Below are 22,227 nucleotides of genomic sequence, written 5' to 3'. Positions count from 1 at the left end.
GGAATGGAATTGCTATTGCATCAAAAACGGGTATTGGTTACCGGATCGTCGCGGGGAATTGGTTTGGCGATCGCAAAAGAATTCCTGGCCGAAGGCGCCCGGGTTGTTTTGACCAGTCGCCATCAGTCGGATCTCGATCGATTGCATCGGAATCTGTCCCAGGCTTATATTGGCAGCGAGTTACTGGCTTTGGCATGTGATTTTACCGACAGCGACTCGATTCTAGGCTTGAAAAATAAAATCGTTACCTCCTGGAGCGGCCTGGATATTCTGGTGGTCAATGTAGGAAGCGGCGAAAGCGTGGCTGAGCCGCTTCCACCCGCAGCCCATTTTAAGCGGGTGGTTCGAGTGAACTTCGATTCAGCAGTGGATACGGTCCGGGAATTCTTCCCATTGCTCCAAACAACGCGGGGGAATATTCTTTTCATCGCGTCAATAGCCGGGCTGGAAGCCTTTGGGGCACCGGTAGACTATGCGGCAGCCAAGAGCGCGCTAATCGCCTTTGCCAAGAATCTGGCGCGCAAGGTAGGCGGTATGGGCGTCCGGGTCAATTGCATTGCGCCAGGTAATATTTATTTCCAAGGCGGGAGTTGGGCCGGAAAAGTTAAAGCCGATCCGGAACGGGTCCAAACGATGTTGCAAATGAACGTGCCGCTCCAACGTTTTGGCCGGCCGGAAGAGATCGCTGTGGCGGCTGTTTTTTTGGCGTCGGAACGTTCTTCCTTCACCACGGGCGCTTGTTTGGTTATCGACGGTGGGCAAACGGTAGGCATATAAAAGCGTTGTGATAAACCCTGTCCGAAGGCCAGGGTGAACACAAAAGCTCAGAGAAGCAAGTGATAAAGTCGGTTTTAATATCCTTTTGCAGGTCGAATCGAAGTGAAAGAGACTTTATCACATGGCTTTTAATCGATATAGCATTTTGTGAAAGCGTAAACGGCTTTGTTCTCGAAAAGTGCGGTGAAGCGTTCGCGCTTTTCGTTCCAAACCCGCCAACGCTTTCGCAAAATGCTGTAGGAATCGGGTGGAACATTATGCGAGAGCTGTTTGATTTATCCGGCAAAGTAGCGGTGATCACCGGCGGGGCTGGCTTTTTGGGGCAGAAGCACGCTGAAGTCATTGCCGAATACGGTGGCACACCGGTATTAATTGATCTTAACCCGGCCCAATTGGATGCCGCGCTAAAGAATCTGGCATCCCAATATGCGATGCCAGCCGCCAGTTTTGTGGCGGATATTACTCGGGAAGATCAGGTACGGGATGTTTATCGTCAGATCATGGACCGTTTTGAGCGTATCGATATTTTGATTAATAACGCGGCCAATAATCCCAAAGTGGACGATTCCAATCAACTTTTGAATACTTCGCGTTTGGAAAATTTTCCGTTGGAATTATGGCTTGATGATATCGCGGTAGGTTTAACCGGTTCTTTTCTATGCTGTAAATATTTCGGGCAGGCCATGGCCACGGCCGGAAGAGGCAATATCATCAATATCTCTTCCGATCTCGGGATTATCGCTCCCAACCAGCACCTGTATGAAAAAGAGGGTCTGCCGGACTCGCAACAGAGCGTTAAACCGGTGACCTATTCAGTAGTCAAAACCGGACTGATCGGGCTTACCCGGTATTTGGCCACTTACTGGGCGGAATACGGCGTCCGCTGCAACGCTCTGTGCCCGGGCGGGGTATACAGTGGTCAGGGTCAAGAATTCTTGACGCGGATCCAGACTTTGATTCCCATGGCGCGAATGGCACAGCCCGATGAACTGAAGGGGGCGGTGCTGTTTCTGGCTTCGGAAGCATCTTCCTATGTTACCGGGGCGGTTATCGTAGTGGATGGCGGCCGTAGCGTTTGGTGAACCATCGGTAAAATCAGTATTTCCCATGTACCGGCCTCACGGTTGTGTGGCCCACTATCTACAAAGATCCCGAGTCTGTTCCTCATAATACGCCAAGTAGTAATTCCGCCAGCCGCAGATCGTCTTCCGTGTCAATATCCACTGACCGGAGATCGGGCATGCGATAGGAAATTATTTTTTCCCCCAGCAACTGCCCGCTCTCCAGGACGGTTTGCGTACGAGAAATATAAATCGCTCCGTTTAACCTAAATAAGGCAGCTTCATGGCTGTAGAAGCCGCGCGCTGGATTGATGAAACCATTCTCTTCCGTCACTAAATGGGAGGAGAATATGGGATTTCGGTTGACGCTGACGACACTGTCCGCCGAAGCTGTGCGGAGCAATTGAAAGGCGGTCTCCAGGTCAATCGCTGTCCGGAGAGGAGAAGTGGGTTGGAGCAGCACGAAATAATCGTAATGAATCCCCTCGGCGGCTTGGAGATAATTTAGTGTGTGGCGAACTACCTCGACGGTCGGTGTTTCATCGCCTGCCAATTCTTTGGGGCGCAAGAACGGAGCGTCGGCCCCGGCTTTTTGAGAGAGTTCCCGGATCTCCGGCGAATCGGTCGATACAATCACCCGAGCCACACTCGGGCTCCTCAAGGCGCATTCGATACTGTAAACGATCAACGGCTTCCCCGCCAGCAACCGAATATTCTTGCCGGGGATCCGCTTGGAGCCGGACCGAGCCGGAATGATCGCCAATAGCGTTGTGGAAGAATTCATGATAACCTCCATTCTGGCCATCGCCACAAATCTTATCTTTCACGCTACACCTGGAGGCAGTTCGTACGGATTTTTACTTGACGGTAAATGTATAATTAGGCATAAATATATTTATGTCATGGAGAATCGATAACCCAAGCCTTATATAAAGCAAAAACACGGAAAAATGCGGTTATCACCATGAATTGAGGTATTGATGCAGAGGCCAGTTGGTCAAGATTTTGTTTCTTTACGAATGCTCTATGAACAGATCGAGCTTCTCCGTAACCGGATGCAGCAGCTGTGGAATGAAAAAGGTTATACCGATCGGGAAGTCTTAAACGCCAGCATTGAATGGGATCACTTACTGAATGAATATCAACGGCGGGTCGCGGAAAAAGGCCGGCGCTGAAAGTCCATGGAACCGGGAATCCCGGCGGCTTTTGACCTGGGCCGTTCAAAGAGGTGAAAGTTTCAAAGCTGCTATCGCCGCGTGATTGCAGAGAGCTCAAATGGGTGGGCTTTCTTTTCTTTTCGCATCGTTTTGTGGATACGTGATCAGGTTGAGGAGCTGAAAGAAAACGTTTTGTGAATCACGGATCTCTTTGGTGACTGAGAGAGCTCTTTCAGTCGCTCAGCAAGCTCGTTTTGTGAATAAGAGAGCTCTCTCAGTCATTCAACAAGCTCTTTTTGTGGATGAGAGAGCTTGTTTTGTGAATCAGCAAGCTCGTTTTGTGAATAAGTGAGCTCTCTCAATCGCTCAGCAAGCTCGTTTTGTGGATAAGCGAGCTTGTTTTGTGAATGGGAGAGCTTGCTCAGTCGTTCAGCAAGCTCTTTTTGTGAATAAGCCATCTGTTTTTGTGGATAAACGGTTCCGTTTGACGGAGTAAATGGTTTTGGTTGTGGATAAGCCGGAGAAGTGCAGCTAAAACTGCATAAAGTCAGGACGAAATAATCCCGCCATATCCCAATCTCCCAGCTGTCAGCTTCAAAAATTATTCCAAAAAATCAACAAAATCCATTGACTAAAAATAACGTCTGCGGTATAATATAGCCATGATGCAACCTTCCGGAAGGGTTCATGCTACCCATTCTATTTACAGGAGGCAATGAACATGTCACAAGAGGTAAACGAACGGACCCCTTCAACCATGGATTCAACGCCGGATCCAACGAGAAAAACCGGCCCGTCCCGCTCGCTCGACGCCAAACTGGCCCGGATTGCCGAATTGATCGCCGGGATTCAAGCCCATGCCGAGCCGTTGGAGAAACGGGGCATTGATGCGGCGTTTATTACCCAATTCAGCGCCGCTTATCAGGCGCTGGTCGACGCCCACAACGCGCGGTTGGCCTGCAAAGCCCGGATGATGGAGAAGACCGAGGAGATCCGGGCCAAACTCAGCCAGATTCAACGGACTTATTCGGATGCCCGCGCCCAAGTGAAACGGATCTTCCCCAAATCCACCTGGCGCGAATTCGGTATCACCGACCAAAGGCTTTAATCACTGACCATTGGACCCGGACGGATGCCTTTGACGGATTGCCGGAGAAGAAAAACAGAGGCGTTTATTTTTTACCCCTTGTGTTCATCTCAGACAATGAATGGCGACAGAAAGTAAACGTTCTATCCCAAGGCCGGTTGGTCGGACGGGGCAAGGGTCGAAAAAGCCTGGTGACCTTCGGTCATCGGGCTTTTTTGTATTTTAGACAATTTTAAAAGCCATGTGATAAAGTCTTTTGAATCGGAAATCAGAAGGCAAAAAGGTTTATAAACGACTTTATCACTTGCTTTTCTGAGCTTTTGTGAATACCCCGACCTTTCGGACGGGGTTTATCACAACGCTTTTAAGAGATGGAAGGTTTGGGCGAATTTTGCTGCGAAGCGATCACTATATCCTGCGTCATCAGGATGGAAAAGGGATTTAGCAATGGAAATTCCGAAGGAGTTTTAGGCAATCCCTCCTTGATGGCAGAGTCTCTCTATTTCGGCGAAGAGACGTTTGGATGCTGAGCCATCGGGAATACAAAATTCAGCCAGGAACTTCTGGTACTGATTCACCGCATTGGTTCGATAGCTTTCATCGCCAAGCAGGCGTTGAACCACTTGCTGTAATTGCGGGGCCTCGGTTACTTTCAAGGAGGCGCCCAAAGCTCCAAAAGAAAAAGTAGGCCGAATGGGTTCGACTGTAATGACGGGGAGTTTGAAGAACATAGCCTCCAGGGCCGCCGTCGAGTAATAGGTGATGAAGATGTCGGCTCCGCTGAGCGCGTCATAAAGACTGATATGACCGAAACGAACCACTTTGCAATTGGGATATCCAGCGGCCAATTGTTCGTGGGGCAAGGGATTTTCCCCGGGGTGTAGCATGATCACGAGGAATAGATTCGGTATGGAACGCAACCCTTCCAGCACAATCGGGGTTACTGTTTGGGCGTATCGAAAGATCTGCGTAGCGTACACCACTACCTTTAAGGTTGGGCTAATCCCCAACATCCGGCGTAGTTTCTCCGGACCGCACCACTGATGATTGAAAACAATATCAAACCGTGGCGAACCGATGACGCCCACTCGTGACTCGGGAAAACCGAATTGTTGATACCATTTTTTGAACGATTCCCCCCAGACCAACTTTTTGGTAGCCAAAATTGGGATATGGGAGAAGAGATCGTTTTCAGCAATCAAACCGTGTTGCACGGTGAATGAGGGAATGCGGTGGGACCGGGCAATTAGATTTAGCGCACCATCCATCGAGTAGGTGGAGGAGATAGTCAGAACCGCCGCGACATTGAGCCTGGCGAAGAGCGAATGAACGGCATCAAAGACCCGGACCAGGTCGGGAATGACTTTTTCGAACCAATGCAGTAAATCAAGGCTTCCGAATAGAGGATCGTCCTTATGATTCTGAATTACTTTCGCGATTTGACGATTGAGTCGTGAAACCGCTGTGGGATTATCGGAATAATTATTTTGGATATTATGGGAGATCAGGTCCGGGCGATTGAGTTTGATAAGATCGACTTCAGCCTGGTTTGGACTGATTAGAAAAAAACGGTCGTGGGGCAGATAGAGTGAAGCATTGTCGCCAAACCCGCCTCGCATTACGATGACGCCCTCAGGGTGCGGATCATATGGATAGGGCCCATCTAGCCATGAATAGATTTGGGAGTTAACTATCTTTCTCATCTCGTCCTGGACGTATGGAAGATATGTTTGTAAGCGGCTTTCCCCAATAAAACTCATAAAATGGCGATAAACATAATGACAGATCGGCACGCGGTGGTACGTAACCCCTTGAAAGGCCTCAAAAAAACGGCGTAATGTAACGCAGTAAAAAGAGTTTTTTGCTTTCATCGGCAACCCCTTATGAGAAGTTTTTAGAAGCCATGGGATAAAGTCTCTTTCCAATCGATTCGACTGGCAAGAGGATTTCAAAACGACTTTATCCCTTGCTTCTCTGAGCTTTTGTGTTCACCCTGGCCTTCGGACAGGGTGAATCACAACGCTTTTAGACAACGCCTCCGCTGCGGCAGACCATTTTTAACTGGTCAAAGAGTCGTTTGGATGCATCACCGTCGGGTATACAATACTGGGCAATGAACTGCTGATAGCGCTGGATGGCATTTTTTCGAAAGTCTGCATCATTCATCAGCTTCAAGATGGTCTCGTTGAGTTCGGCGGAGGTGGTGACGCGTAATGAGGCGCCAAGCTCTCCATACGAAAAGTAGGATGACAACGGTTCCACCGTGATGACCGGAAGCTGAAAGAGCATTGCTTCCAAGCCGGCGGTCGAACAATGGGTAATAAAGAAGTCGGCACCGCTAAGGGCGTCATAGAGGCTAATCTGCCCGAATCGAACCACTTTACAGTTGGAGTAGCCGGCAGCTAATTGTTCATACTGGGGGACTAGCGCGCTTTCGGCCGGATGCAATAACATCACCAGGTAGAGACCGGGAATGGACCGAAGGCCATTCACAATCAGTGGTACAATGGTTTTCATTTCGGTGCCGGTGGCATAGACCATGATTTTTTGCGTTGGATTGATGCCGAGCTTTTGGCAGAGTTCCTGTTTGCCGCACCATTTTCTATTGAAAATAACATCAAAGCGCGGCGAACCAATGACGGAGAGGCGCGATGCGGGGAACCCCAATTTCTGATACCATTGTGCCACCGCATTGCCCCAGACCATTTTTTGCGTAGCCCCGATCGGAATATGGCAAAAAAGATCACGTTCGACGATTAACCCGTGTTGCAGGGTGAACGACGGGATGCGGTTGGCTTTGGCAAACAAATTGAGAGCGCAATCCATCCAGACAATCGAGGAGATAGTCAATACTGCCCCGATATTCAACGTTTCAAAAATCGAATGAACCGCATCGAAAACGCGGACGATTTCCGGTGTTTTCCCGTACAACCACCGCAGTAAATCGGCGCTTCCAAAAATTGGATCGTTCTGTTGTTTCTGTATTACCTTGGCAATCTGTTGATTCAGCAACTCTACCGCGCGGGGATTGGGCCGGTAATAAGATTCAATATTCAAAGCGGCCAGATCCGGACGGTTACGGTGGATCACATCTACCTCTGCCTGGTTCGGGCTCAATAGTACAAAACGCTCTTTCGGCAAATGCGACGAAGCAATATCGCCAAATCCTCCCCGCATTAAAATAACTCCATCGGGGTGCGGATCGTACTGATAGGGTTCATCAAACTGATGGTAGAGTGCAGTATCGGTTATTTGGGCCATTTCCGACTTCAAGCCGGGCAAATTATCTTTCGCCCAATTAAGTTTCCAACGATTTCTCGCAAAAAAAAGGAATGAGTAGTGAAGGTAGCGGAAGACCGGTACACGATGGTAGGTAATGGTCCGAAAACTGTCATAAAAGCGACGCAATAGCGCGCCGTCAAAAGCCGTTTGTTCGTTCATGCAAATACCCTCTTATTTTGTGAGTACAAGCTCAAAAAGTTTGATCCATTCTTTGGCAACCACCGGTAATGAACGTTGCGTTTCCACCCATTGCCTGGCTTGCACGGCAATTTTCGAACGAAGTTGGTCATTGTGGATTAGGTTTTTGATAGCCTCATACCATTCCTGCTCCGCATTGGCCGCTAAGATCCCTGTTTTGTCAGGCTGAACATTGGTGGAGTAGGGCGGGATATTGGAGTAGACTCCAGCGATCTGGCAAGCTCCGTATTCGCGCAACTTATTATCGGTTTTGCAACGGTTATGGGGTAAATCCAATAGCGGACACAATGCGATCTGCCAATTCCGTTTGTAAAGGTCCTGCAAAAAAGCGGTGTAATTTGGAATGAACGGCGTGAAATTGACATTGGCGAGTTTTTTCAACCCTTCGGGAAGACAACCGATAAAGTCCCAGTGGATATGGGGATATTCCTTTGCCAGTCGCTGAATGGGATTGATGATAAAACGGAAGTCCTGGTTGTGGTGGATCGTACCGGCGTAGCCGATCGTGAAATGCGGATTCTTGGGCTTGGGTAGGCTGTCGATGATGTTTAGATCCACGGCGTAGGGTTGATATAAGGTCTTCCGATTGTACTTGGAAATCAACGGTATTAGTTCGGGAGAACCGACTTTGACGACATTCGCGGTCTGTAAAAATTGTTCAATGGTTTTCATGATATAAGGATTTCGCATATACTGTCCGATGGGGAGTTCCTCCGGAAGGTCGAAAAAATTGTCGTCTATTTCATAAATAACGGGAATCCGGGCGGTTTTGACCGCATTTAATACGCGTAGGCCATTCGGGTGGCAATTACGGTGAAAAACCGCCACGTCGACCTGTTGAAGCATGTTCGCTGAAAAACCGTTTTCTTTCACTAACTGCCAGGAGATGGCTTTCTCATTTTGCAAATAGGTAAATGGCCGGATTATCGAAATTTCCGTGGATGGAACCGGTGTTTGCACAATGCAAAGTATATTCAGCATCCGTTAACCTCTGACAGTGTTTTATTAAAAAGGAATACAACATTTTGCCAAAGCGTTGACGGGTTTGGAGTGAAAAGCGCGAACGCCTCACCGCGCTTTTCGTGAACAAAGCCGTTTACGCTTTATCAAAATGCTATATCACTGGAATATTCTCCAGACTTTGCCGTGGCGGGAAAGAGAAGAAGCTCATAGCAACTTAATAGTATAAAATATTAGGCAACACCTTTTTTCGTGTCAAACCCGGAACGCTGGTTATTCTTTTTTCGATTGGCGCTGAACTGGGGTTGCGCTATGGAACTGTACCCTTTTACCGTCAACAGATCGGACCTTAATTTTGGAAAAGCCGCCTTGGATAATTTCTGTGCCAAAAGAAGCGGGTTTGTGACGGTTATCATGCGTTTATCCCGGCAGCACCCTCATTCCTAGCGAATACTATATATCAGCATAAAGGCAATTGGCGGTAATGATGAATGTCCGAATTGGCTAATCCGATGTTTTCGCGTCAAGTGAATCGTCCGTCCATCCTCATTGCTACACCGGAAGATGGCGTACTGACCCAGATGGCGTATTCGATTCCTTTCGCCACGCTTTCCCAAGAAAAGCTCGAATGGCGGTTGGTCTTTGAAGCGCATCTCCAAAGATCCGATCTGGCGGGTGTCGATTGTTTGATACTCTGCCGCTGTTCCAACAGCGCCACCTTGTCGGTGGTTCGGTTTGCCAGGCATCACGGAATTAAAGTCCTTTACGAACTGGATGATAATCTGCTCGAACCGCCGCTCGATGAAGAGTGGGGCCGCCGTTATTCTCAAAGCTGTCGTCCCCGCGTCATTGAGCTTTTGCTGGATGAGAGCGATCTGATTAAAGCGGGTTCTCCCGAATTGGCCCGACGGCTGTTACGGCGCGGTTATCGAGCGATTTATCAGCCTTATGCAATCAATCTGCTACCGTTGCAACCCGAAAGAGTGACGCCGCCATACCGGGTCGGTTACTTCGGAACCCGGCATCACCGGAGCGATCTCAACCGGATCTTCCCGGCACTGCTAAAAGTGGAGGAAACGTTGGGGCCGAAGGTGGAGTTTCAATTTATCGGTTGCCATCCTGACCGTTGGGAAAAGTTACGTCATGCGAAAGTCCAAGGGCCCATCACCGATTATCAAAAGTTTCTGACCGAACTGGCTAGTTCCGGGTGGACGCTGGGACTAGCGCCGCTCCGGCCGAGTTCCTTCAACCAAGCCAAAAGCGACAGTAAATTTCGCGATCTGTCCGCTGCCGGAGTAGTCGGAATATACGCCGACGTCGCACCGTACCGGAATACGATCCGGCAGGGTGTCAATGGCTGGCTATGCGGCGACGATCCTCAGGAATGGTACAGAACCATCATGCGCTCCCTCGCCAGTCCGCACCGACGAAAAATGCTAGAGAATGCCCGAGCCCAACTGTTAGAACGTAACCATCCGACAATCATTGCCAACCAATGGTTAAGTCTGATTCAAGAGTTATTTCATGTATGAGGAGAGGTGTAATAAAATGGCTACCAGTTCACGATGCTCCCGAGGCAGCGGACTCAGCAGCCTTCCCGCCCCGGCGGGGTCAGGTCCCATATCGTGCTGTCTGCCGTTTGTCTGCGAATATAGTACTTCCATCCAGCGTTTTAACGACCAGATCACCCGAAGCGTGCTCGCTCGGTTACAACGCCGTTGTGTTACAATTCCCGTTGCTCCGGCGCAGCCGGTACTGTTGACTAGTGCCACTTTCCAGGAGACCTTAACGACTACTGTCACTCTGACAATATCAGCAACTGCTCTGAATGTCGTCAATGTGACTTTGAGTAATGTGCGTTTTGAAATTGTCGGGATTTCTTCCATTATCGTCCGGGTATCTGGAGATGTGGTAGCTACCATCCAATACACGGGAATCGATGGCTTGCCGCATACGGATACGGTAACGGTTCCCTTCGTTTTCTTACAGACCATACCCGGGACTTTCCCGCCCAATGTGACGATAAGCGGTAATCTGGCCATTGTAAACCAGATCATCACTGTGGAAGAAGATCCTAGTACGTTGGCAATCACTGCGGTGACCATAACCTTAGTGTTGGCTGATACCATCCAAGTGTTTTCACCTGCCGCATAATCACCCAACCGGGCTATCAATAAAAGGACTGGAATCAATGCCAGTCCTTTTATTTGATGGAATGATAGAATCTAGGATAGGAATTGAGTACAGAGGATATCGTGCGGAACTGGAGGAAGCCGGCAAACGGCGGAGAATTCTCTAACGTGATATTATGACAGCTGATAAATGCCATCAACCTAATCCCATCGCCGCGGGCAAGCGCATACCATAATCCATCACCGCGAAACCTAACCCAACGTGGCAGAGGTCCGACGGTTAAAAGGGGGATTGAACCGTGAAGGGTGTTATACTGGCTGGTGGAACCGGAAGCCGTTTGCTTCCGTTGACTCGGTATACCAACAAGCATCTTTTACCGGTCGGCAGGTACCCAATGATTTGTTACCCGATTGAGCGGCTCAAGCAAGCCGGCATTTCGCAGATTATGGTGGTGACCAGCCGGAACTATATCGGACAAGTGATCGAACTGCTCGGCAGCGGAGCGGAATGGGGCATAAAATTTACGTACCAAGTACAAGAAGAAGCCGGAGGCATTGCCGCGGCATTATTGTTGGCGGAAGAGTTCGCCGCCGGAGAGCGGTTGACGGTCATCCTGGGAGATAACCTGTTTGAAGCGGATCTCCGGCCGTATTTGGAGAAATTTCTCCAACAGCCATCGGGAATGAAGATCCTTCTAAAAGAGGTGGATGATCCGCAGGGCTATGGAATCGCCGAGCTTCAAGACGGAAAGGTAATTGGGATTGAGGAGAAACCGCAATTTCCCAAGTCGCGTCTGTGCGTGACCGGAATTTATTTTTACGATTCGCAAGTGTTTTCCATTATAAAGCAGCTCAAACCTTCGGGGCGGGGTGAATTGGAGATCACCGACGTGAATCGGGCTTATCTACAACAAGGCAACCTGACCCATGAGATACTGGACGGCTGGTGGATCGATGCCGGAACCTTTCATTCATTGGAACTCGCCCATCAATATACCAAAAACTTAACGTTGAACCTCTGGTAATACGGCAGGAAACCGGCTAGGACGGCTTCATAACGACCGCCGGATTGGAACCGGATTGCAATAATCCATCCAGTTCGACCGGGATGCTCTCTCCGCCCTCGGATAACGAGTGAAAAGATAACTGAAAACGATCTTCATAATGGTGCAGTAATTCCAGAAGGAAAGGCCAATCATGCCGAAGCATGGAGCGGTTAAGCTCAAAGACGACTTGGGCCACGGCCTTTTTTTCTAAAATTGGACCTAAGCCGAGTAACGCATGGTATTCGCCGCCTTCGATATCGATTTTGATGAGGTCGATGAAGGGATGAGTTTCGAGGTGCCGGGAGAGCGGCTCCGCAGCCACATGGAGTTCTATGATTTCATCCGGATAGTGCCGGAAATAATCGGATCCGTGGCGGTGGATAGAGCTGTTGCCGGCAAAGCGTTTGGCAATATGCAAAGTAAGCTCCTTCTCCTCGGAATAAACGGCCTTTTGGAAAACGTGAGTCCGGTCGTGGAGATAGTTGATGGCCAAATTATCCAATAAAATCGAGTACAAATGAGGATGGGGTTCGTAAGCGATCACCTGTCCCGTTGGACCGGCTAGTATTCCGAGTAAAACGGTAAAATAGCCGATATTGGCGCCGACGTCGATGACAGTCTGGCCGGCCCGGACATTGCGGAGCAGATACTTGGTTAACGGCGCTTCATGAACGCCTGTCAGCATCAGGTTCAGCGAGACACTCAAGTCGTCAGCGGGTGCTAACAGACGCTCCCCTAACGAGGTCTCAATCAAGAACCGGTTATTTCCGATATAAATTCCATACATCCTCTTCAGCCTCGCTTTTTATTCTTGCTCATGCCATGGGATGAGATGGGGACAGGGGGCCAGGATGGAACGATACTGTTCCAAGACTCCATAACGTCCCTCGGGATCAAGCTCTCGATAGCGGCGGAATTTGGCCACCCGGTCGGCAGGCCTGGACCAGCCCAGGTGCTTGATACGCAAAGGATTGGCCGCGACGCGCAGCTCCAGAATATTCCGGGGAAACCTCCCGCAATGCTGAGGGGTCTCCTGCCATTGATAATCGAAATCCGGGCGGTATCGCACTAAAAATGGCCGGTAGGTGCGATGGGCCTGCCAATAACGGTCCTCCCGGTAATGGGTTTCGTTCCAGAAATCAAACAACCGGAATGTATAGACATCGACGGATGCATCGTTCAAAAGACGAGGCAACTCCGTAACCGCCCGCTCCTCAAAGAGTTCATCGGCGTCGAGAATCAAGATCCACTGCGGCTGCGTCGCGATTGCCATGGACCACAATTGCCGCCGGAGGATAATCTCGTTGTGAAAGGCGGGAGCCGGGTTGGACACCAGGGAAAGCGGGATCCCGGCCAGCGCTTTTTGGCAGATGGAAACGGTCGGATCCTCGCTGGCGTCATCGACGATGACCACTCGTTCGACATACTGACGGGCCTGGGCGAGGACTGGCTCAAGAAAGCGCCCGGCTTCGTTCCGAACCAGCATTGCCAGGGTGAGTCCGTTGCCCGAAATAAAACCGGGAACGGGACGGGCGGAGGTGGGGAGGCCTTTCGTCGAATCTATGCGGCGAAGGTATTCCGCCACGCCGGATAATTCCGATTCCCGGTAAATATGATAAGGCGGATAATGGGTATCGGCAAACAGTTCAAAACCGAGCGCCGCCGCACGGATGCAAAAATGGCGGTCTTCCCCTGTCAAGCCCAGGTTGTAAATCTTCCGGAACGCGACTCCGGCCAGCAGCGCCCGCCGGCTGATCAGCGTACAGGCGCCCAAGCCGCCTACCTTATAAGTTCCGGGCTGCCGGAGCATCGACAGGAATTCGGCGGTGCGGCGGCCGGCCTCCTCCTCAGAGATGGTTTCATCGGCTGCTTTGGGGAATAGCCGGTACTGATCCCCCAGCCAAACTTGGGGCAAAGGCGGAAGCTCAGGATTCCAGCGCGTCCAGAAAACCTCGGAAACGATATCTAAGTTGAGCAGAACCAGATGGACCAGGGTTTTGGGATGCAATACCAGATCCGAATCGGCCAGCAACAGGAAGTCGCTGCCCCGTTCTTTGGCGGCTGCAATGAAGCGGTCCTTATAAGCGGCAACTTTCCAAATTAACCGCGAGCGCCAGTGATGGGTCAGTTCGTCACGGAGATATTCTTCCCCTCCGTTACCTGGGAGGATAGTGACCCGCTGCTCTCCGGTCCGGGCCCTGAATTGGGTCAACCATTCGCTGGGTGTTTCGTTATCATCAATAAAAAGAAAATCGGTGTCGAGGTTCTCCGTTTCCAGTTTCACCAGAGAATCAAGGAATTCTTTTAGGATGATTGGTTTCTGCCGAACCGGGCTGGCAATCAATACTTTGGTCATGCGTCCATCCCTCCTTTTCCGGATAGCCTTCCGCCGGGATTGTCAAGTGCAATGTAAGGTCCAGGCCCCAGTGGAGTAGCTTGCAAATTGCCGGGCCGCTGATTTCCGGCTCAGGCGGCAGCCGGCATGGGTGGAGGGCGAGTCGGATCATGATTTCCTGCCCGAGGAGGTTGAGGCAGGAAGCGTTCAGCGCTAGCGGAGGAGCCCATCCCTGACTGCCGGTGGTTTCGACCAGCCGGCGGCAAGTTTGGTCGGCCTCCGCCCACTGCCGCTCGGTTACGCATTGCAAGATTTGTAAAAGCAGTAACCCCCATGCCAAGGGTAGATCCTGCCGGCTTAAAAAATGTTCGGCAAGCTGTCTCTTGGCAGGAATGCATGCGGCCAGTTCCGGCCAGTCGGCCTCCATCTCGGATCGTTTCTTTAACTCCAGCAAATTGGACCATGGAATCGGATTCTCCGTCTCGGCAGCCGCGGACCCATGACATGCGGCGGTTGCCGGTGGAAGATGCTGCCGCAAAGAAAGCAGATCGTCATCCAAAATACTTTTGGAAGGCTCGACGGCCAGCGTGGTCCCGAAGCTTTGCCGGAGATGGCTCAAGGCGCTTTGATAGTTTTTCTTCCGAAACGCCAGGAGGCTCATCAGCCAGTGCAAATCAGGATCCTCGGGCAGCATGCGGAAGGCCCGTTCCAGAAACACCGCCAGTTGCGGTAAGCGTTCCGTTAGCCAAAGCCCAACGCCTACCGCTAACAGTATCTCGTGGAAAAAACCTTCTTCGCCATGTAACAGGGTTAAAGCGCGCTCCAGAAAAACCAAGCCGTTTTCAAGCCGTCCTTCTTGGTAATGCTCCATTCCCAAGCTGTATAATAAGAATGGGTCCTGCGGGCTTTTATTCAAAGCCTGTTCAATCAGACGGATATTGCGGCAGTGTTTATCCTTTCGCCGAACGACCTCGGAGCGGTAACCGGAATGGTTGATGAGGAGTGGAGCTTTGACGAGCCCGGAACCGTTATTATGCCTCAGGATCGATCCAGCGACTTGTTCATGGATGATTCCGTCAAACCGGTAGATCGGTTTATTCCGGAAAAGCCGGACTACGTAGTCAATGCTTTCCCTATGATTCTCCAGTTGACTGCGGATGGTCAGATAGTAGCCTTCGATCCGGGTGTCCCGGAGTAAGGTTTGGAAGTCATCCGTGGTCGTCGGTTCCAGCGTTTCGTCGGCATCCAGCACGAGAATCCAAGCGCTCTCTGCTTGTTCCAGCCCGTAATTGCGGGCTGCGGCGAAATCGCCGCTCCAATCCCAGTCGAAAACCCGGGCTCCGAGAGCGACCGACAATTCCCGGGTCCGATCGGTTGAGCCGGTATCGACTACAATCATCTCCGTCACGAAAGGCCTGGCACTGTTCAGACAGTCCGCAATCACCGCTGCTTCATCCCTGGCGATCACACACAAGCTCACCGAAATGGCGGACACCCGTCAAATCTCCCTTCATGCCGGTCCGGAATTGACAAAGTTTCCGCCAGAGCTCGGCTTTTTGTCGAAAATAAGCGTCCAAAGCGACAGGGCCCCTAAACGATAGACGGGCTAAGACGTTGAGAGTGTGAACGATGAGTCCTTCATAAGGGGATGCCGTAACCAATTTCTCGGCGGCGCGCGCTTTCAGGCAATTCTCCACCAGTTCGACGAGGGTTTTGATGATTACAGGCTGTGAAGCGGCTTCCGGACGGCAGCCCAGGCGGCAATGCGTTACCCAATGGATTAGATTCAGATAGGCGATAGCCTGGATCCGGCTGCCCGGGAGCCGCCAGAGCAGAAGCGCATCGCGTTTGGCGGCCGAATAATTGGCTGTCAGAAGCAAGGCACCGACCCGCTCCTCCAGCAATGGCTCCGGAGGATTTTCACGATGAGTCAATTGGTTCAACTCTGCCAGCGCCGCCCCGGGTTGGCCGGAGAAAAGCAACCAATGAACCGTCTGCGCCGGTTGGACATGACGGCGGATCTCCGGGTCTTCCAAGCAGCGGGCGGCGATGCCGGGATGGCCCGCTTCAAAAAATAATTCCGCCAGAATGGCGCCGCGCTGACCGTCACGCAAGTCGCCGTTGCGCAAAAAATAATCGCGGGCCGGTTCGGCCCCGAGTTCATTCAAGACCGCCAGGAAAAGCGGGTAGATGACAAAAAACGCATCGGAGTGATTATTCAGCGCCTCGCGATAGGAGCGGATGGCTTGCTTCCTTTTTCCCAGTTGTTCCTGGCAGTAACCAATATGGAAAAGGGCCAGGAAAGAGGCGCATCCTTGGGTGTGAAAGAAGAAGGGGGGCGGTGGGCCTGAGCGGACAGCTTCTTCAAACCAGTCCATGGCAATCTGGTATTCGCCGCCGGCCTCCAATAATAGCCCCCCGTGAAAAAAGAGGTCGGCATAATTCGGGTATCGTTCCGTCTCCGCCAAACAGAGCGCCAAGGCTTCATCCACGCGGCCAACCGCTTTGAGCGCGGTGATGTAGTAATGGAGCGCCGGCGTCCGAAAGATGATCTGGTCCTCGGCCATAGCCCGGCAGGCATCTTCAAGCAACGGCAAAGCGCGGGCGGGCTGATTCAGACCCAGCCATTCCAGACCCAAATAATATTGGAGGAACGGATTGACCGGATCGGTGCCGAGCTGCCGCCGCAGGAGGGCGAGATTACGGCCGCGTTTACGGTTTCGTTCCCGTTCGCCGGCGGCATGATGCCGAATGATGGGATGAACGGCGAGGCCGACCCGCTTCGGATCTTGGATGATAATCTGCTCATGAATGGACCCTTGAAAGCGATACTCCGGAGTGTTTCTGAAGAGCCGCAGCACTTGGTGGACGGTGGATTCCCGGGTTGCCGGGTTTTGGTTGTAGAGAGGCAGAAAGTAGGCATCCAGCCCCGAATCGGCTGCCAATAAAGCATCCAGCCCTCCCTGGCTGCTATCCAGAGTTTCATCGGCGTCCAGCGAGAGGATCCAGTCGCCGCTCGCCCGGGAAAGTCCATAGTTGCGCGCGGCGCTAAAATCTTGGTGCCAGGCATATTCATAAATGCGTTCGGTAAATTGCCGGGCGACAGCGATAGTTCCGTCTTGCGAACCCGTGTCCACGATCACAATCTCATCCACCTGCCCCGACAGGCTGTGCAGGCAACGGGCCAGGTTTTGCTGTTCGTTTTTGACGATCAAGACTGCCGAGAGGGACGGTTTCATTGCTCCTGCGCCTCCCGGAGCAACTTTTGGAGGACCGGAATCTCCGGAAACTGTGCAACGGCCTCTTCCAGCAGCTCCCGCCGGAGTTTTTGGTAAAGCCGGATCAAGGCGATATAAAACCGCGGCTCTTTGGGATCCAGCGCCAAAGCCTGCCGGTAGAGCGTTTCGGCATGAATGGCATTGCCGCGATCCCGTTCCACTTCAGCCAGGTCATAAAGGGCCGCGGCCGACTCGGGATGGGTTTCGGCATAAAACCGGAGATATTGACAAGCCTCATCCAAACGCTGGTAGCGATAGTACAGCTGTCCAATGGCACCGGCCTGGCCGCTCAGCACCTCCGGGTCCAGCCGGTTTAGCAGGGATTCGGCCAGGGCAGATTCATTCAAGTCGATCAAGCGGAGCAGGATATCCAGGAGCAGGGAGATGCCGTCCGGTCCCAGGCGAACTCCGGCGGTTTTGGCTGGTTTCCCGGAATCCTGGCCCCTTTTTAAGAGCCGTTTGGCCCAGGCCAAAAAGATAGGCTGGCCTTGGCTATCCGTCAATTCGAAGATCTTTTGCTGCTGCGGCAGGACATGCGTGAGCAGACTGATCACAGCCGCGGTATCTTCGGATAAACCCAGAGTCTGGAGCTGACGGGCCAGGGAAAGCGTTTTGCGGCGGTTTCCCTGAATCCAAAAGCAGAGTAATTGATTGAGCAGGGCCAGCGGATAGAGGGGATCCGCTGGCGGAAACTCCTTCAAAAGATGGAGCGCTTCTAAAAAACGGCGTTGCTGGCAGAGGCAGATCGCCCGCCATAATTTTACTTCTCCCGGCACTTGGGGTCCGGCCGATCCGGATTCCAAATATTGTAATGCCAGGGCGTAAGCGGACTCCTGAAACAGAATCTGCCCCAACCAGAGCTGAGCCTGGGGGGTACAGAAATCGCAGATCTTCTCCAGGCATTGCCGGGCGTACTCCGGGTCATCCTGAGGCTTGAGCAGCCGCACGATGCTCCGGAGCGCCGGGGCAAAGGCGGGATTATCGCCTAAGCTATGAATGTAATACTTTAACGCTTCTTCGGGGTTGAGGAAGACCTCAGCCAGTTGCCCCAGCTGATAATAGGCCCGGAAGCCGCGAATGCCGCTGAACGACGCGTAGTAGCAAGGTTGTTCGGGCATGGCGGCGGCTTGCCGGAAGGCATGGTAAGCCTGGACATAGTCGCGTTGCTCAAGATGGCTTAATCCGCCGTAATAATAAAGATCGGCATAGTTTGGAAAGAGCGATAGCCCGATCCGGACGGTCTCCAATGCCTGCTCGGGACAGCCGGCTCCTTGATAGGCCAAGACGAGGTAGCGCAGGAGTTTGGGCAGGTAAATGGCGGCAGGGTCAATTCCATTGGCGGCTTGATGCAGCTCGACGGCAGCCTCGTCAAAACGCTCCGCCCGGTACAGCTCCACGCCGTAGTGATAGCGGAGCAAGCGATTCTGGGGATCTCTTTCCAGCTCCGCTTGGATCAGGCGCAGGTTACGGTTTTTTTTATCCTTGGCCTCAATCGCCTGGTTTAGGTAGCCGTAATGGCGGATTATCAAATTTTCGGCCGTTTGATAACGCGCCGTTTGATTCTGTTCGAGGATGACATCCACGATCTGTTCGTGAATGGCGCCCCGAAACCGGTAAGCCGGCCGGTTCCGAAAAAGCCGGAAAACGAGGTCCGGGCAGACTTCGTTCCAATTCTCGTTCCCCAAATAATTGAGGATCTTGACAAAATAGCCTTCCACCGCAGGAGTGGCCGTGATTTGGCGCAAGATCCGGGCGCTCTCCGGCGTTAGTTCCTCATCGGCGTCCAGGAACAGGATCCAGTCTCCGGAAGCATTCGCTAGGGAAGCGTTCCGCGCCGCACTAAAATTGCCATTCCAGGGAAAGGAGCTGACCCGGGCTCCAAAACTTTTCGCAATCTCCAGCGAATTATCGGTAGATCCGGTGTCCACCACAATCAGTTCATCAACCGCCCCGGCCGTGCTTTTCAGGCACCGGGGCAGGTTATCCGCTTCATTTTTGACAATCATACATAGACTGACGGTGCTCATTTTGGGCTCGCTTTCTATGCTTTCAGTATTTCATGGGATTTCCGTCCTAATATATGCATCGGGACTGTGACCTTCCACTGATTGGGCCATATGCTATTACTGAAACCCCTTCCACGGGCTTTTACGGGCTATTGAATCGAAAGGAGGCACCCTGATGCCCAACTTTAAAATCTTCCAGGATAATCCCGATCAAGTCCGCATCAAAATCTATGGCGGGAACAATACCGCTTTCAATACCGATTCTTCCGGCAATCTCAGCATCACCAGCACGGGTTTGGCGATCACCGCCCCGGCTAACGGCTTGACCGTCACCGCTCCGTCCGGCGGCCTGTCGATTACTCCGCCCACCAATGGCTTGGCCATCACCAGCACGGGTTTGGCGATCACCGCCCCGGCTAACGGCTTGACCGTCACCGCTCCATCCAGCGGTCTGTCGATCACTCCGCCCACCAATGGCTTAGCCATCACCAGCACGGGTTTGGCGATCACCGCCCCGGCTAACGGCTTGACCGTCACCGCCCCATCCAGCGGTCTGTCGATCACTCCGCCCACCGGCGGTCTGTTGATCACCAGTGCGGGTCTGGCGGTCCAATCTACGCTGGCTACCACCGACGTTTCGGCGGTTCGCCCCAATTTTACGAATACCGCCGGCTCTCCGGATACCACCTACAATGTTCTTAGTTTATCGGAGTACACTTTTGGGCTGGTCAACTCTTCGTTGGCCGCCAACGCTCAAGCCGTGGCAAAGCTCCAGGTCAGTCCGGACGCCACCAGCTGGGTCGACAATACCAGCTATGTCACGCTGAATGTCGGCGATGTCACGGGACTGGTTTCGACGGTATTCCTCAAATACGCCCGGGTGTACTACGCGGCGGTGAACGCCGCCAGCGCGGTTACGCTCAACATCTTCTTCCAGGGCCATAGTTAAAACAAGGGAGGACCTTTCGTCTTCCCTTGTCATATGATAAGACAATCGAGACTTTTCCTTAAAAAGGGTGAAGGTTTTGCCGGAACCGGAAATTGATCGGTGTCATTCAGAGAGTTTCCTGGTAAAAAAATTGTTGGCGCGATTGACCGCGCAAACAATCGTTGAAACCCCACTCGATTTGGCGCTCGAGCAGCTGAAAGACTGGCACGTCACCCCGCTTGAAATTGCCGCGATTCCCCATGGCGGCTATTTGACCATGGAGGGTTCGGTCCGATTGGAGGTGGAGTGTCTGGAGCCCGCCGGGGTGATTATCCATCGATGGCGGGATCTTCCCTTCTCGCTGCTCGTTCCGGCCAAGGAATGCTGCTGCGAAGCTCAGCTCAGAGTCGACTGCAAACCTCCGGCGGTGAATTACCGTGCGGATGGGTCAGCGCTGCGACTGGCTATTACCTTGCATTTCGAAATCCAGATTCTAAAGGAGGCATGCGTCACGAATTCGGAGCTATATCCGCGCCGCGGCGTCGAGATTTCCGGGCATCGCGATTGGACCCAAAATGCCACGGTGACGAGCGCCGATTCGCTGCAAACGGTTTTGACCGAATCGATGGCCGACTATTTCCAAATGAGCTATTGCGTGATGAACCGGCATCCTGTAAACAGCGCCTTGATTGGACTGGAGATCAGCCCCGACGGCCGGGAATGGCTGGCCGATTCGTTGGAGCTGCCGCTCGGGCCCGGCCGGAAAAACATCTTGGTTCCGGAGCATTTTTTGCGGTTCATCCGCTTAACTTACCGTTCGGCCGAGCCCGGACGCCCCGTGGTTCTGGATGTTTGGTTTCAGGCGCAAGCCTAGGATGGTGAATTTCTTGCCGGAAGATTCCGGCGTTTATTTCAGGAGCGTGAGGATGGACCGATTCCAATGGTTGTCGACTATTTGCGCGATATTTCAGCATTCTTGGTGGGAGGCGGGTTTGCGGCCTACCTCACCAAGTATCTCTTCGACCGGTATTTAGCAATCGAACTGGAGAAGCATAAAGGAAAGCTCTCCCTGGAGCTGGAGCGGTTCAAGCATCGCGTCGCCCTGGAGACGGAACAGTATAAGGCGAAATTACATGAGGCCAGCCTGGAGCATGAAGTCAAGTTTACCCGGCTCCATGAGGAACGGGCCCAAATCATCCGTGAGTTGTATCAGCGGATCTTAAAATTCAGCGACAACCTCCGCGATCAGACCATCGCCCTATCCGCGGGCCGGACGGAATCCGGCAATCAGAATGGCGGTTCGTTGATGATCGACATTGTGACCGATGAGCTGATCGATCTATACAGCTATTTTTGGGAAAAGCGGATCTATTTCAGCAATGAACTGTCCATGCTGGTTGAACAGCTCTTCGAAAAGTACCTCGGGCAAATCCAATATTCGTTGAATCTCCGCGGCTATCTCAAGAAATGCCGCGAGGACAGTTTTGACGGGGCCTGTGATCTGGAGCGGATTACGGTGGATGTCGATCAGATGGCCGAAGCCATGAACCGGCTGGAAGAGAAGCTCACCCAGGAGTTTCAGGAGTTGTTGGGCGTCAAATGATTACAATTCGGTCCGGGTGAAACCGAATGAGACCGTCGTCAGCGCCGAACAGGTCAACCGGAAGTAAAGTTGGCGGTCGGCGGTGCCGTAGGGCATGATGACGGAATCGAGAAATTGGAGAATCGTCGGCGCCGTCGCCAGTTGCGCAAAGAAAGCAAAATTAAAATTAAGGGGTAACACCATATTGGCGATGCTCACCGCATCGAAAGAGAGGAGAGAATATTGGTCCGGGAAGCGGACCGGCTTGCCGGAGGAGAGGAGAAGCTGATCCCTTCAAGGAGAAAGCTCCCCCACGGCCCGGGAGAACTGATCCGGATGACGGCAGAGCTTGCCTATGCCGCGGAGATGTCCGCCCGGCTTGGGAAATAGTTCGCCCA

General features: G+C 52.3%; 21 protein-coding genes. 10 read left to right on the top strand and 11 right to left on the bottom strand.

The window, feature by feature from the left end; all coding sequences use genetic code 11:
- The first annotated feature begins 3 nt into the window (after nucleotides 1-3).
- Nucleotides 4-777: an SDR family NAD(P)-dependent oxidoreductase gene (locus tag EDC14_RS10740; protein WP_132014291.1), complete on the top strand. Its 774-nt coding sequence runs from the start codon at nucleotides 4-6 to the stop codon at nucleotides 775-777.
- Between the two features lie 257 nt (nucleotides 778-1,034).
- Nucleotides 1,035-1,859, top strand: coding sequence for an SDR family oxidoreductase (locus tag EDC14_RS10735; RefSeq protein WP_132014290.1), 825 nt, complete (start codon nucleotides 1,035-1,037; stop codon nucleotides 1,857-1,859).
- Between the two features lie 82 nt (nucleotides 1,860-1,941).
- On the opposite strand, the gene EDC14_RS10730 is transcribed toward EDC14_RS10735, so the two are convergent.
- Complete coding sequence (locus tag EDC14_RS10730) at nucleotides 1,942-2,622, bottom strand: acylneuraminate cytidylyltransferase family protein (protein ID WP_165907939.1); 681 nt, start codon at nucleotides 2,620-2,622, stop codon at nucleotides 1,942-1,944.
- Between the two features lie 196 nt (nucleotides 2,623-2,818).
- Here EDC14_RS10730 and EDC14_RS10725 point away from each other — a divergent pair, with 196 nt between their 5' ends.
- Nucleotides 2,819-3,013: an aspartyl-phosphate phosphatase Spo0E family protein gene (locus EDC14_RS10725; RefSeq protein WP_132014288.1), complete on the top strand. Its 195-nt coding sequence runs from the start codon at nucleotides 2,819-2,821 to the stop codon at nucleotides 3,011-3,013.
- Between the two features lie 260 nt (nucleotides 3,014-3,273).
- Here EDC14_RS10725 and EDC14_RS10720 read toward each other — a convergent pair whose 3' ends face one another.
- Nucleotides 3,274-3,453, bottom strand: a complete 180-nt coding sequence (locus tag EDC14_RS10720) for a hypothetical protein (RefSeq protein WP_132014287.1) — start codon at nucleotides 3,451-3,453, stop codon at nucleotides 3,274-3,276.
- Between the two features lie 263 nt (nucleotides 3,454-3,716).
- Between EDC14_RS10720 and EDC14_RS10715 the strand changes: the two genes are divergently transcribed.
- Nucleotides 3,717-4,103 carry a hypothetical protein gene (locus tag EDC14_RS10715; protein WP_132014286.1) on the top strand — a complete coding sequence of 129 codons (387 nt, stop codon included), beginning with the start codon at nucleotides 3,717-3,719 and terminating at the stop codon, nucleotides 4,101-4,103.
- Between the two features lie 446 nt (nucleotides 4,104-4,549).
- On the opposite strand, the gene EDC14_RS10710 is transcribed toward EDC14_RS10715, so the two are convergent.
- The 3 genes from EDC14_RS10710 to EDC14_RS10700 all read right to left on the bottom strand — a co-directional run bounded on the left by EDC14_RS10710 (nucleotide 4,550) and on the right by EDC14_RS10700 (nucleotide 8,543).
- On the bottom strand, nucleotides 4,550-5,953 hold the full coding sequence (locus tag EDC14_RS10710) for a CDP-glycerol glycerophosphotransferase family protein (protein ID WP_132014285.1): 1,404 nt from the start codon (nucleotides 5,951-5,953) through the stop codon (nucleotides 4,550-4,552).
- 154 nt (nucleotides 5,954-6,107) lie between these two features.
- Nucleotides 6,108-7,523 carry a glycosyltransferase family protein gene (locus EDC14_RS10705; protein WP_132014284.1) on the bottom strand — a complete coding sequence of 472 codons (1,416 nt, stop codon included), beginning with the start codon at nucleotides 7,521-7,523 and terminating at the stop codon, nucleotides 6,108-6,110.
- A 12-nt stretch (nucleotides 7,524-7,535) separates the two neighbouring features.
- Nucleotides 7,536-8,543 carry a glycosyltransferase gene (locus EDC14_RS10700; RefSeq protein WP_132014283.1) on the bottom strand — a complete coding sequence of 336 codons (1,008 nt, stop codon included), beginning with the start codon at nucleotides 8,541-8,543 and terminating at the stop codon, nucleotides 7,536-7,538.
- 470 nt (nucleotides 8,544-9,013) lie between these two features.
- On the opposite strand from EDC14_RS10700, the gene EDC14_RS10695 reads away from it, so the two are divergent.
- The 3 genes from EDC14_RS10695 to EDC14_RS10685 all read left to right on the top strand — a co-directional run bounded on the left by EDC14_RS10695 (nucleotide 9,014) and on the right by EDC14_RS10685 (nucleotide 11,679).
- Nucleotides 9,014-10,054 (top strand): glycosyltransferase family 1 protein, encoded by a 1,041-nt coding sequence (locus EDC14_RS10695; protein ID WP_132014282.1) that lies wholly within the window; start codon nucleotides 9,014-9,016, stop codon nucleotides 10,052-10,054.
- A 16-nt stretch (nucleotides 10,055-10,070) separates the two neighbouring features.
- Entirely contained in the window at nucleotides 10,071-10,676 is a 606-nt protein-coding gene (locus tag EDC14_RS10690) for a hypothetical protein (protein WP_132014281.1), read from the top strand.
- Nucleotides 10,677-10,953: 277 nt separating this feature from the next.
- On the top strand, nucleotides 10,954-11,679 hold the full coding sequence (locus EDC14_RS10685) for a sugar phosphate nucleotidyltransferase (RefSeq protein WP_132014280.1): 726 nt from the start codon (nucleotides 10,954-10,956) through the stop codon (nucleotides 11,677-11,679).
- A gap of 16 nt (nucleotides 11,680-11,695) precedes the next feature.
- Here the strand turns inward: EDC14_RS10685 and EDC14_RS10680 are convergent, their stop codons facing one another.
- Genes EDC14_RS10680 through EDC14_RS10660 form a run of 5 tightly spaced genes read right to left on the bottom strand, consistent with a single transcriptional unit; the run spans nucleotide 11,696 to nucleotide 19,340 of the window.
- Entirely contained in the window at nucleotides 11,696-12,487 is a 792-nt protein-coding gene (locus tag EDC14_RS10680) for an FkbM family methyltransferase (protein WP_132014279.1), read from the bottom strand.
- 18 nt (nucleotides 12,488-12,505) lie between these two features.
- Nucleotides 12,506-14,056, bottom strand: coding sequence for a glycosyltransferase (locus EDC14_RS10675; protein WP_132014278.1), 1,551 nt, complete (start codon nucleotides 14,054-14,056; stop codon nucleotides 12,506-12,508).
- The gene (locus EDC14_RS10670) at nucleotides 13,992-15,530 is read right to left on the bottom strand and encodes a glycosyltransferase family 2 protein (protein ID WP_132014277.1); all 1,539 of its coding nucleotides are present in this window, start codon (nucleotides 15,528-15,530) and stop codon (nucleotides 13,992-13,994) included. The genes EDC14_RS10675 and EDC14_RS10670 overlap by 65 nt, the downstream gene beginning before the upstream one ends.
- Nucleotides 15,487-17,274 (bottom strand): glycosyltransferase, encoded by a 1,788-nt coding sequence (locus EDC14_RS10665; RefSeq protein WP_132014276.1) that lies wholly within the window; start codon nucleotides 17,272-17,274, stop codon nucleotides 15,487-15,489. Before EDC14_RS10665 ends, EDC14_RS10670 begins: the two co-directional genes overlap by 44 nt.
- Nucleotides 17,271-19,340, bottom strand: a complete 2,070-nt coding sequence (locus EDC14_RS10660; protein WP_132014275.1) for a TPR domain-containing glycosyltransferase — start codon at nucleotides 19,338-19,340, stop codon at nucleotides 17,271-17,273. Before EDC14_RS10660 ends, EDC14_RS10665 begins: the two co-directional genes overlap by 4 nt.
- Before the next feature lie 154 nt (nucleotides 19,341-19,494).
- On the opposite strand from EDC14_RS10660, the gene EDC14_RS10655 reads away from it, so the two are divergent.
- The 3 genes from EDC14_RS10655 to EDC14_RS10645 all read left to right on the top strand — a co-directional run bounded on the left by EDC14_RS10655 (nucleotide 19,495) and on the right by EDC14_RS10645 (nucleotide 21,850).
- The gene (locus EDC14_RS10655) at nucleotides 19,495-20,268 is read left to right on the top strand and encodes a DUF6385 domain-containing protein (RefSeq protein ID WP_132014274.1); all 774 of its coding nucleotides are present in this window, start codon (nucleotides 19,495-19,497) and stop codon (nucleotides 20,266-20,268) included.
- A 133-nt stretch (nucleotides 20,269-20,401) separates the two neighbouring features.
- The gene (locus EDC14_RS10650) at nucleotides 20,402-21,121 is read left to right on the top strand and encodes a DUF6385 domain-containing protein (RefSeq protein ID WP_132014273.1); all 720 of its coding nucleotides are present in this window, start codon (nucleotides 20,402-20,404) and stop codon (nucleotides 21,119-21,121) included.
- A 66-nt stretch (nucleotides 21,122-21,187) separates the two neighbouring features.
- On the top strand, nucleotides 21,188-21,850 hold the full coding sequence (locus EDC14_RS10645) for a hypothetical protein (RefSeq protein ID WP_132014272.1): 663 nt from the start codon (nucleotides 21,188-21,190) through the stop codon (nucleotides 21,848-21,850).
- Here EDC14_RS10645 and EDC14_RS10640 read toward each other — a convergent pair whose 3' ends face one another.
- Complete coding sequence (locus EDC14_RS10640) at nucleotides 21,851-22,033, bottom strand: hypothetical protein (protein WP_132014271.1); 183 nt, start codon at nucleotides 22,031-22,033, stop codon at nucleotides 21,851-21,853.
- Nucleotides 22,034-22,227 lie beyond the last annotated feature (194 nt).

It is taken from the genome of Hydrogenispora ethanolica (assembly GCF_004340685.1).
Classification (GTDB): Bacteria; Bacillota; UBA4882; order UBA8346; family UBA8346; genus Hydrogenispora; species Hydrogenispora ethanolica.
This window is presented reverse-complemented; position numbering and strand designations above follow the sequence as displayed.

Bases quoted from the DNA above. Each gene is read 5' to 3' on its own strand.
- EDC14_RS10740 (WP_132014291.1), top strand. From the start codon at position 4: ATGGAATTGCTATTGCATCAAAAACGGGTATTGGTTACCGGATCGTCG.
- EDC14_RS10735 (WP_132014290.1), top strand. From the start codon at position 1,035: ATGCGAGAGCTGTTTGATTTATCCGGCAAAGTAGCGGTGATCACCGGC.
- EDC14_RS10730 (WP_165907939.1), bottom strand. From the start codon at position 2,622: ATGAATTCTTCCACAACGCTATTGGCGATCATTCCGGCTCGGTCCGGC.
- EDC14_RS10725 (WP_132014288.1), top strand. From the start codon at position 2,819: ATGCAGAGGCCAGTTGGTCAAGATTTTGTTTCTTTACGAATGCTCTAT.
- EDC14_RS10720 (WP_132014287.1), bottom strand. From the start codon at position 3,453: ATGGCTTATTCACAAAAAGAGCTTGCTGAACGACTGAGCAAGCTCTCC.
- EDC14_RS10715 (WP_132014286.1), top strand. From the start codon at position 3,717: ATGTCACAAGAGGTAAACGAACGGACCCCTTCAACCATGGATTCAACG.
- EDC14_RS10710 (WP_132014285.1), bottom strand. From the start codon at position 5,953: ATGAAAGCAAAAAACTCTTTTTACTGCGTTACATTACGCCGTTTTTTT.
- EDC14_RS10705 (WP_132014284.1), bottom strand. From the start codon at position 7,523: ATGAACGAACAAACGGCTTTTGACGGCGCGCTATTGCGTCGCTTTTAT.
- EDC14_RS10700 (WP_132014283.1), bottom strand. From the start codon at position 8,543: ATGCTGAATATACTTTGCATTGTGCAAACACCGGTTCCATCCACGGAA.
- EDC14_RS10695 (WP_132014282.1), top strand. From the start codon at position 9,014: ATGTCCGAATTGGCTAATCCGATGTTTTCGCGTCAAGTGAATCGTCCG.
- EDC14_RS10690 (WP_132014281.1), top strand. From the start codon at position 10,071: ATGGCTACCAGTTCACGATGCTCCCGAGGCAGCGGACTCAGCAGCCTT.
- EDC14_RS10680 (WP_132014279.1), bottom strand. From the start codon at position 12,487: ATGTATGGAATTTATATCGGAAATAACCGGTTCTTGATTGAGACCTCG.
- EDC14_RS10675 (WP_132014278.1), bottom strand. From the start codon at position 14,056: ATGACCAAAGTATTGATTGCCAGCCCGGTTCGGCAGAAACCAATCATC.
- EDC14_RS10665 (WP_132014276.1), bottom strand. From the start codon at position 17,274: ATGAAACCGTCCCTCTCGGCAGTCTTGATCGTCAAAAACGAACAGCAA.
- EDC14_RS10660 (WP_132014275.1), bottom strand. From the start codon at position 19,340: ATGAGCACCGTCAGTCTATGTATGATTGTCAAAAATGAAGCGGATAAC.
- EDC14_RS10655 (WP_132014274.1), top strand. From the start codon at position 19,495: ATGCCCAACTTTAAAATCTTCCAGGATAATCCCGATCAAGTCCGCATC.
- EDC14_RS10645 (WP_132014272.1), top strand. From the start codon at position 21,188: ATGGTTGTCGACTATTTGCGCGATATTTCAGCATTCTTGGTGGGAGGC.
- EDC14_RS10640 (WP_132014271.1), bottom strand. From the start codon at position 22,033: ATGGTGTTACCCCTTAATTTTAATTTTGCTTTCTTTGCGCAACTGGCG.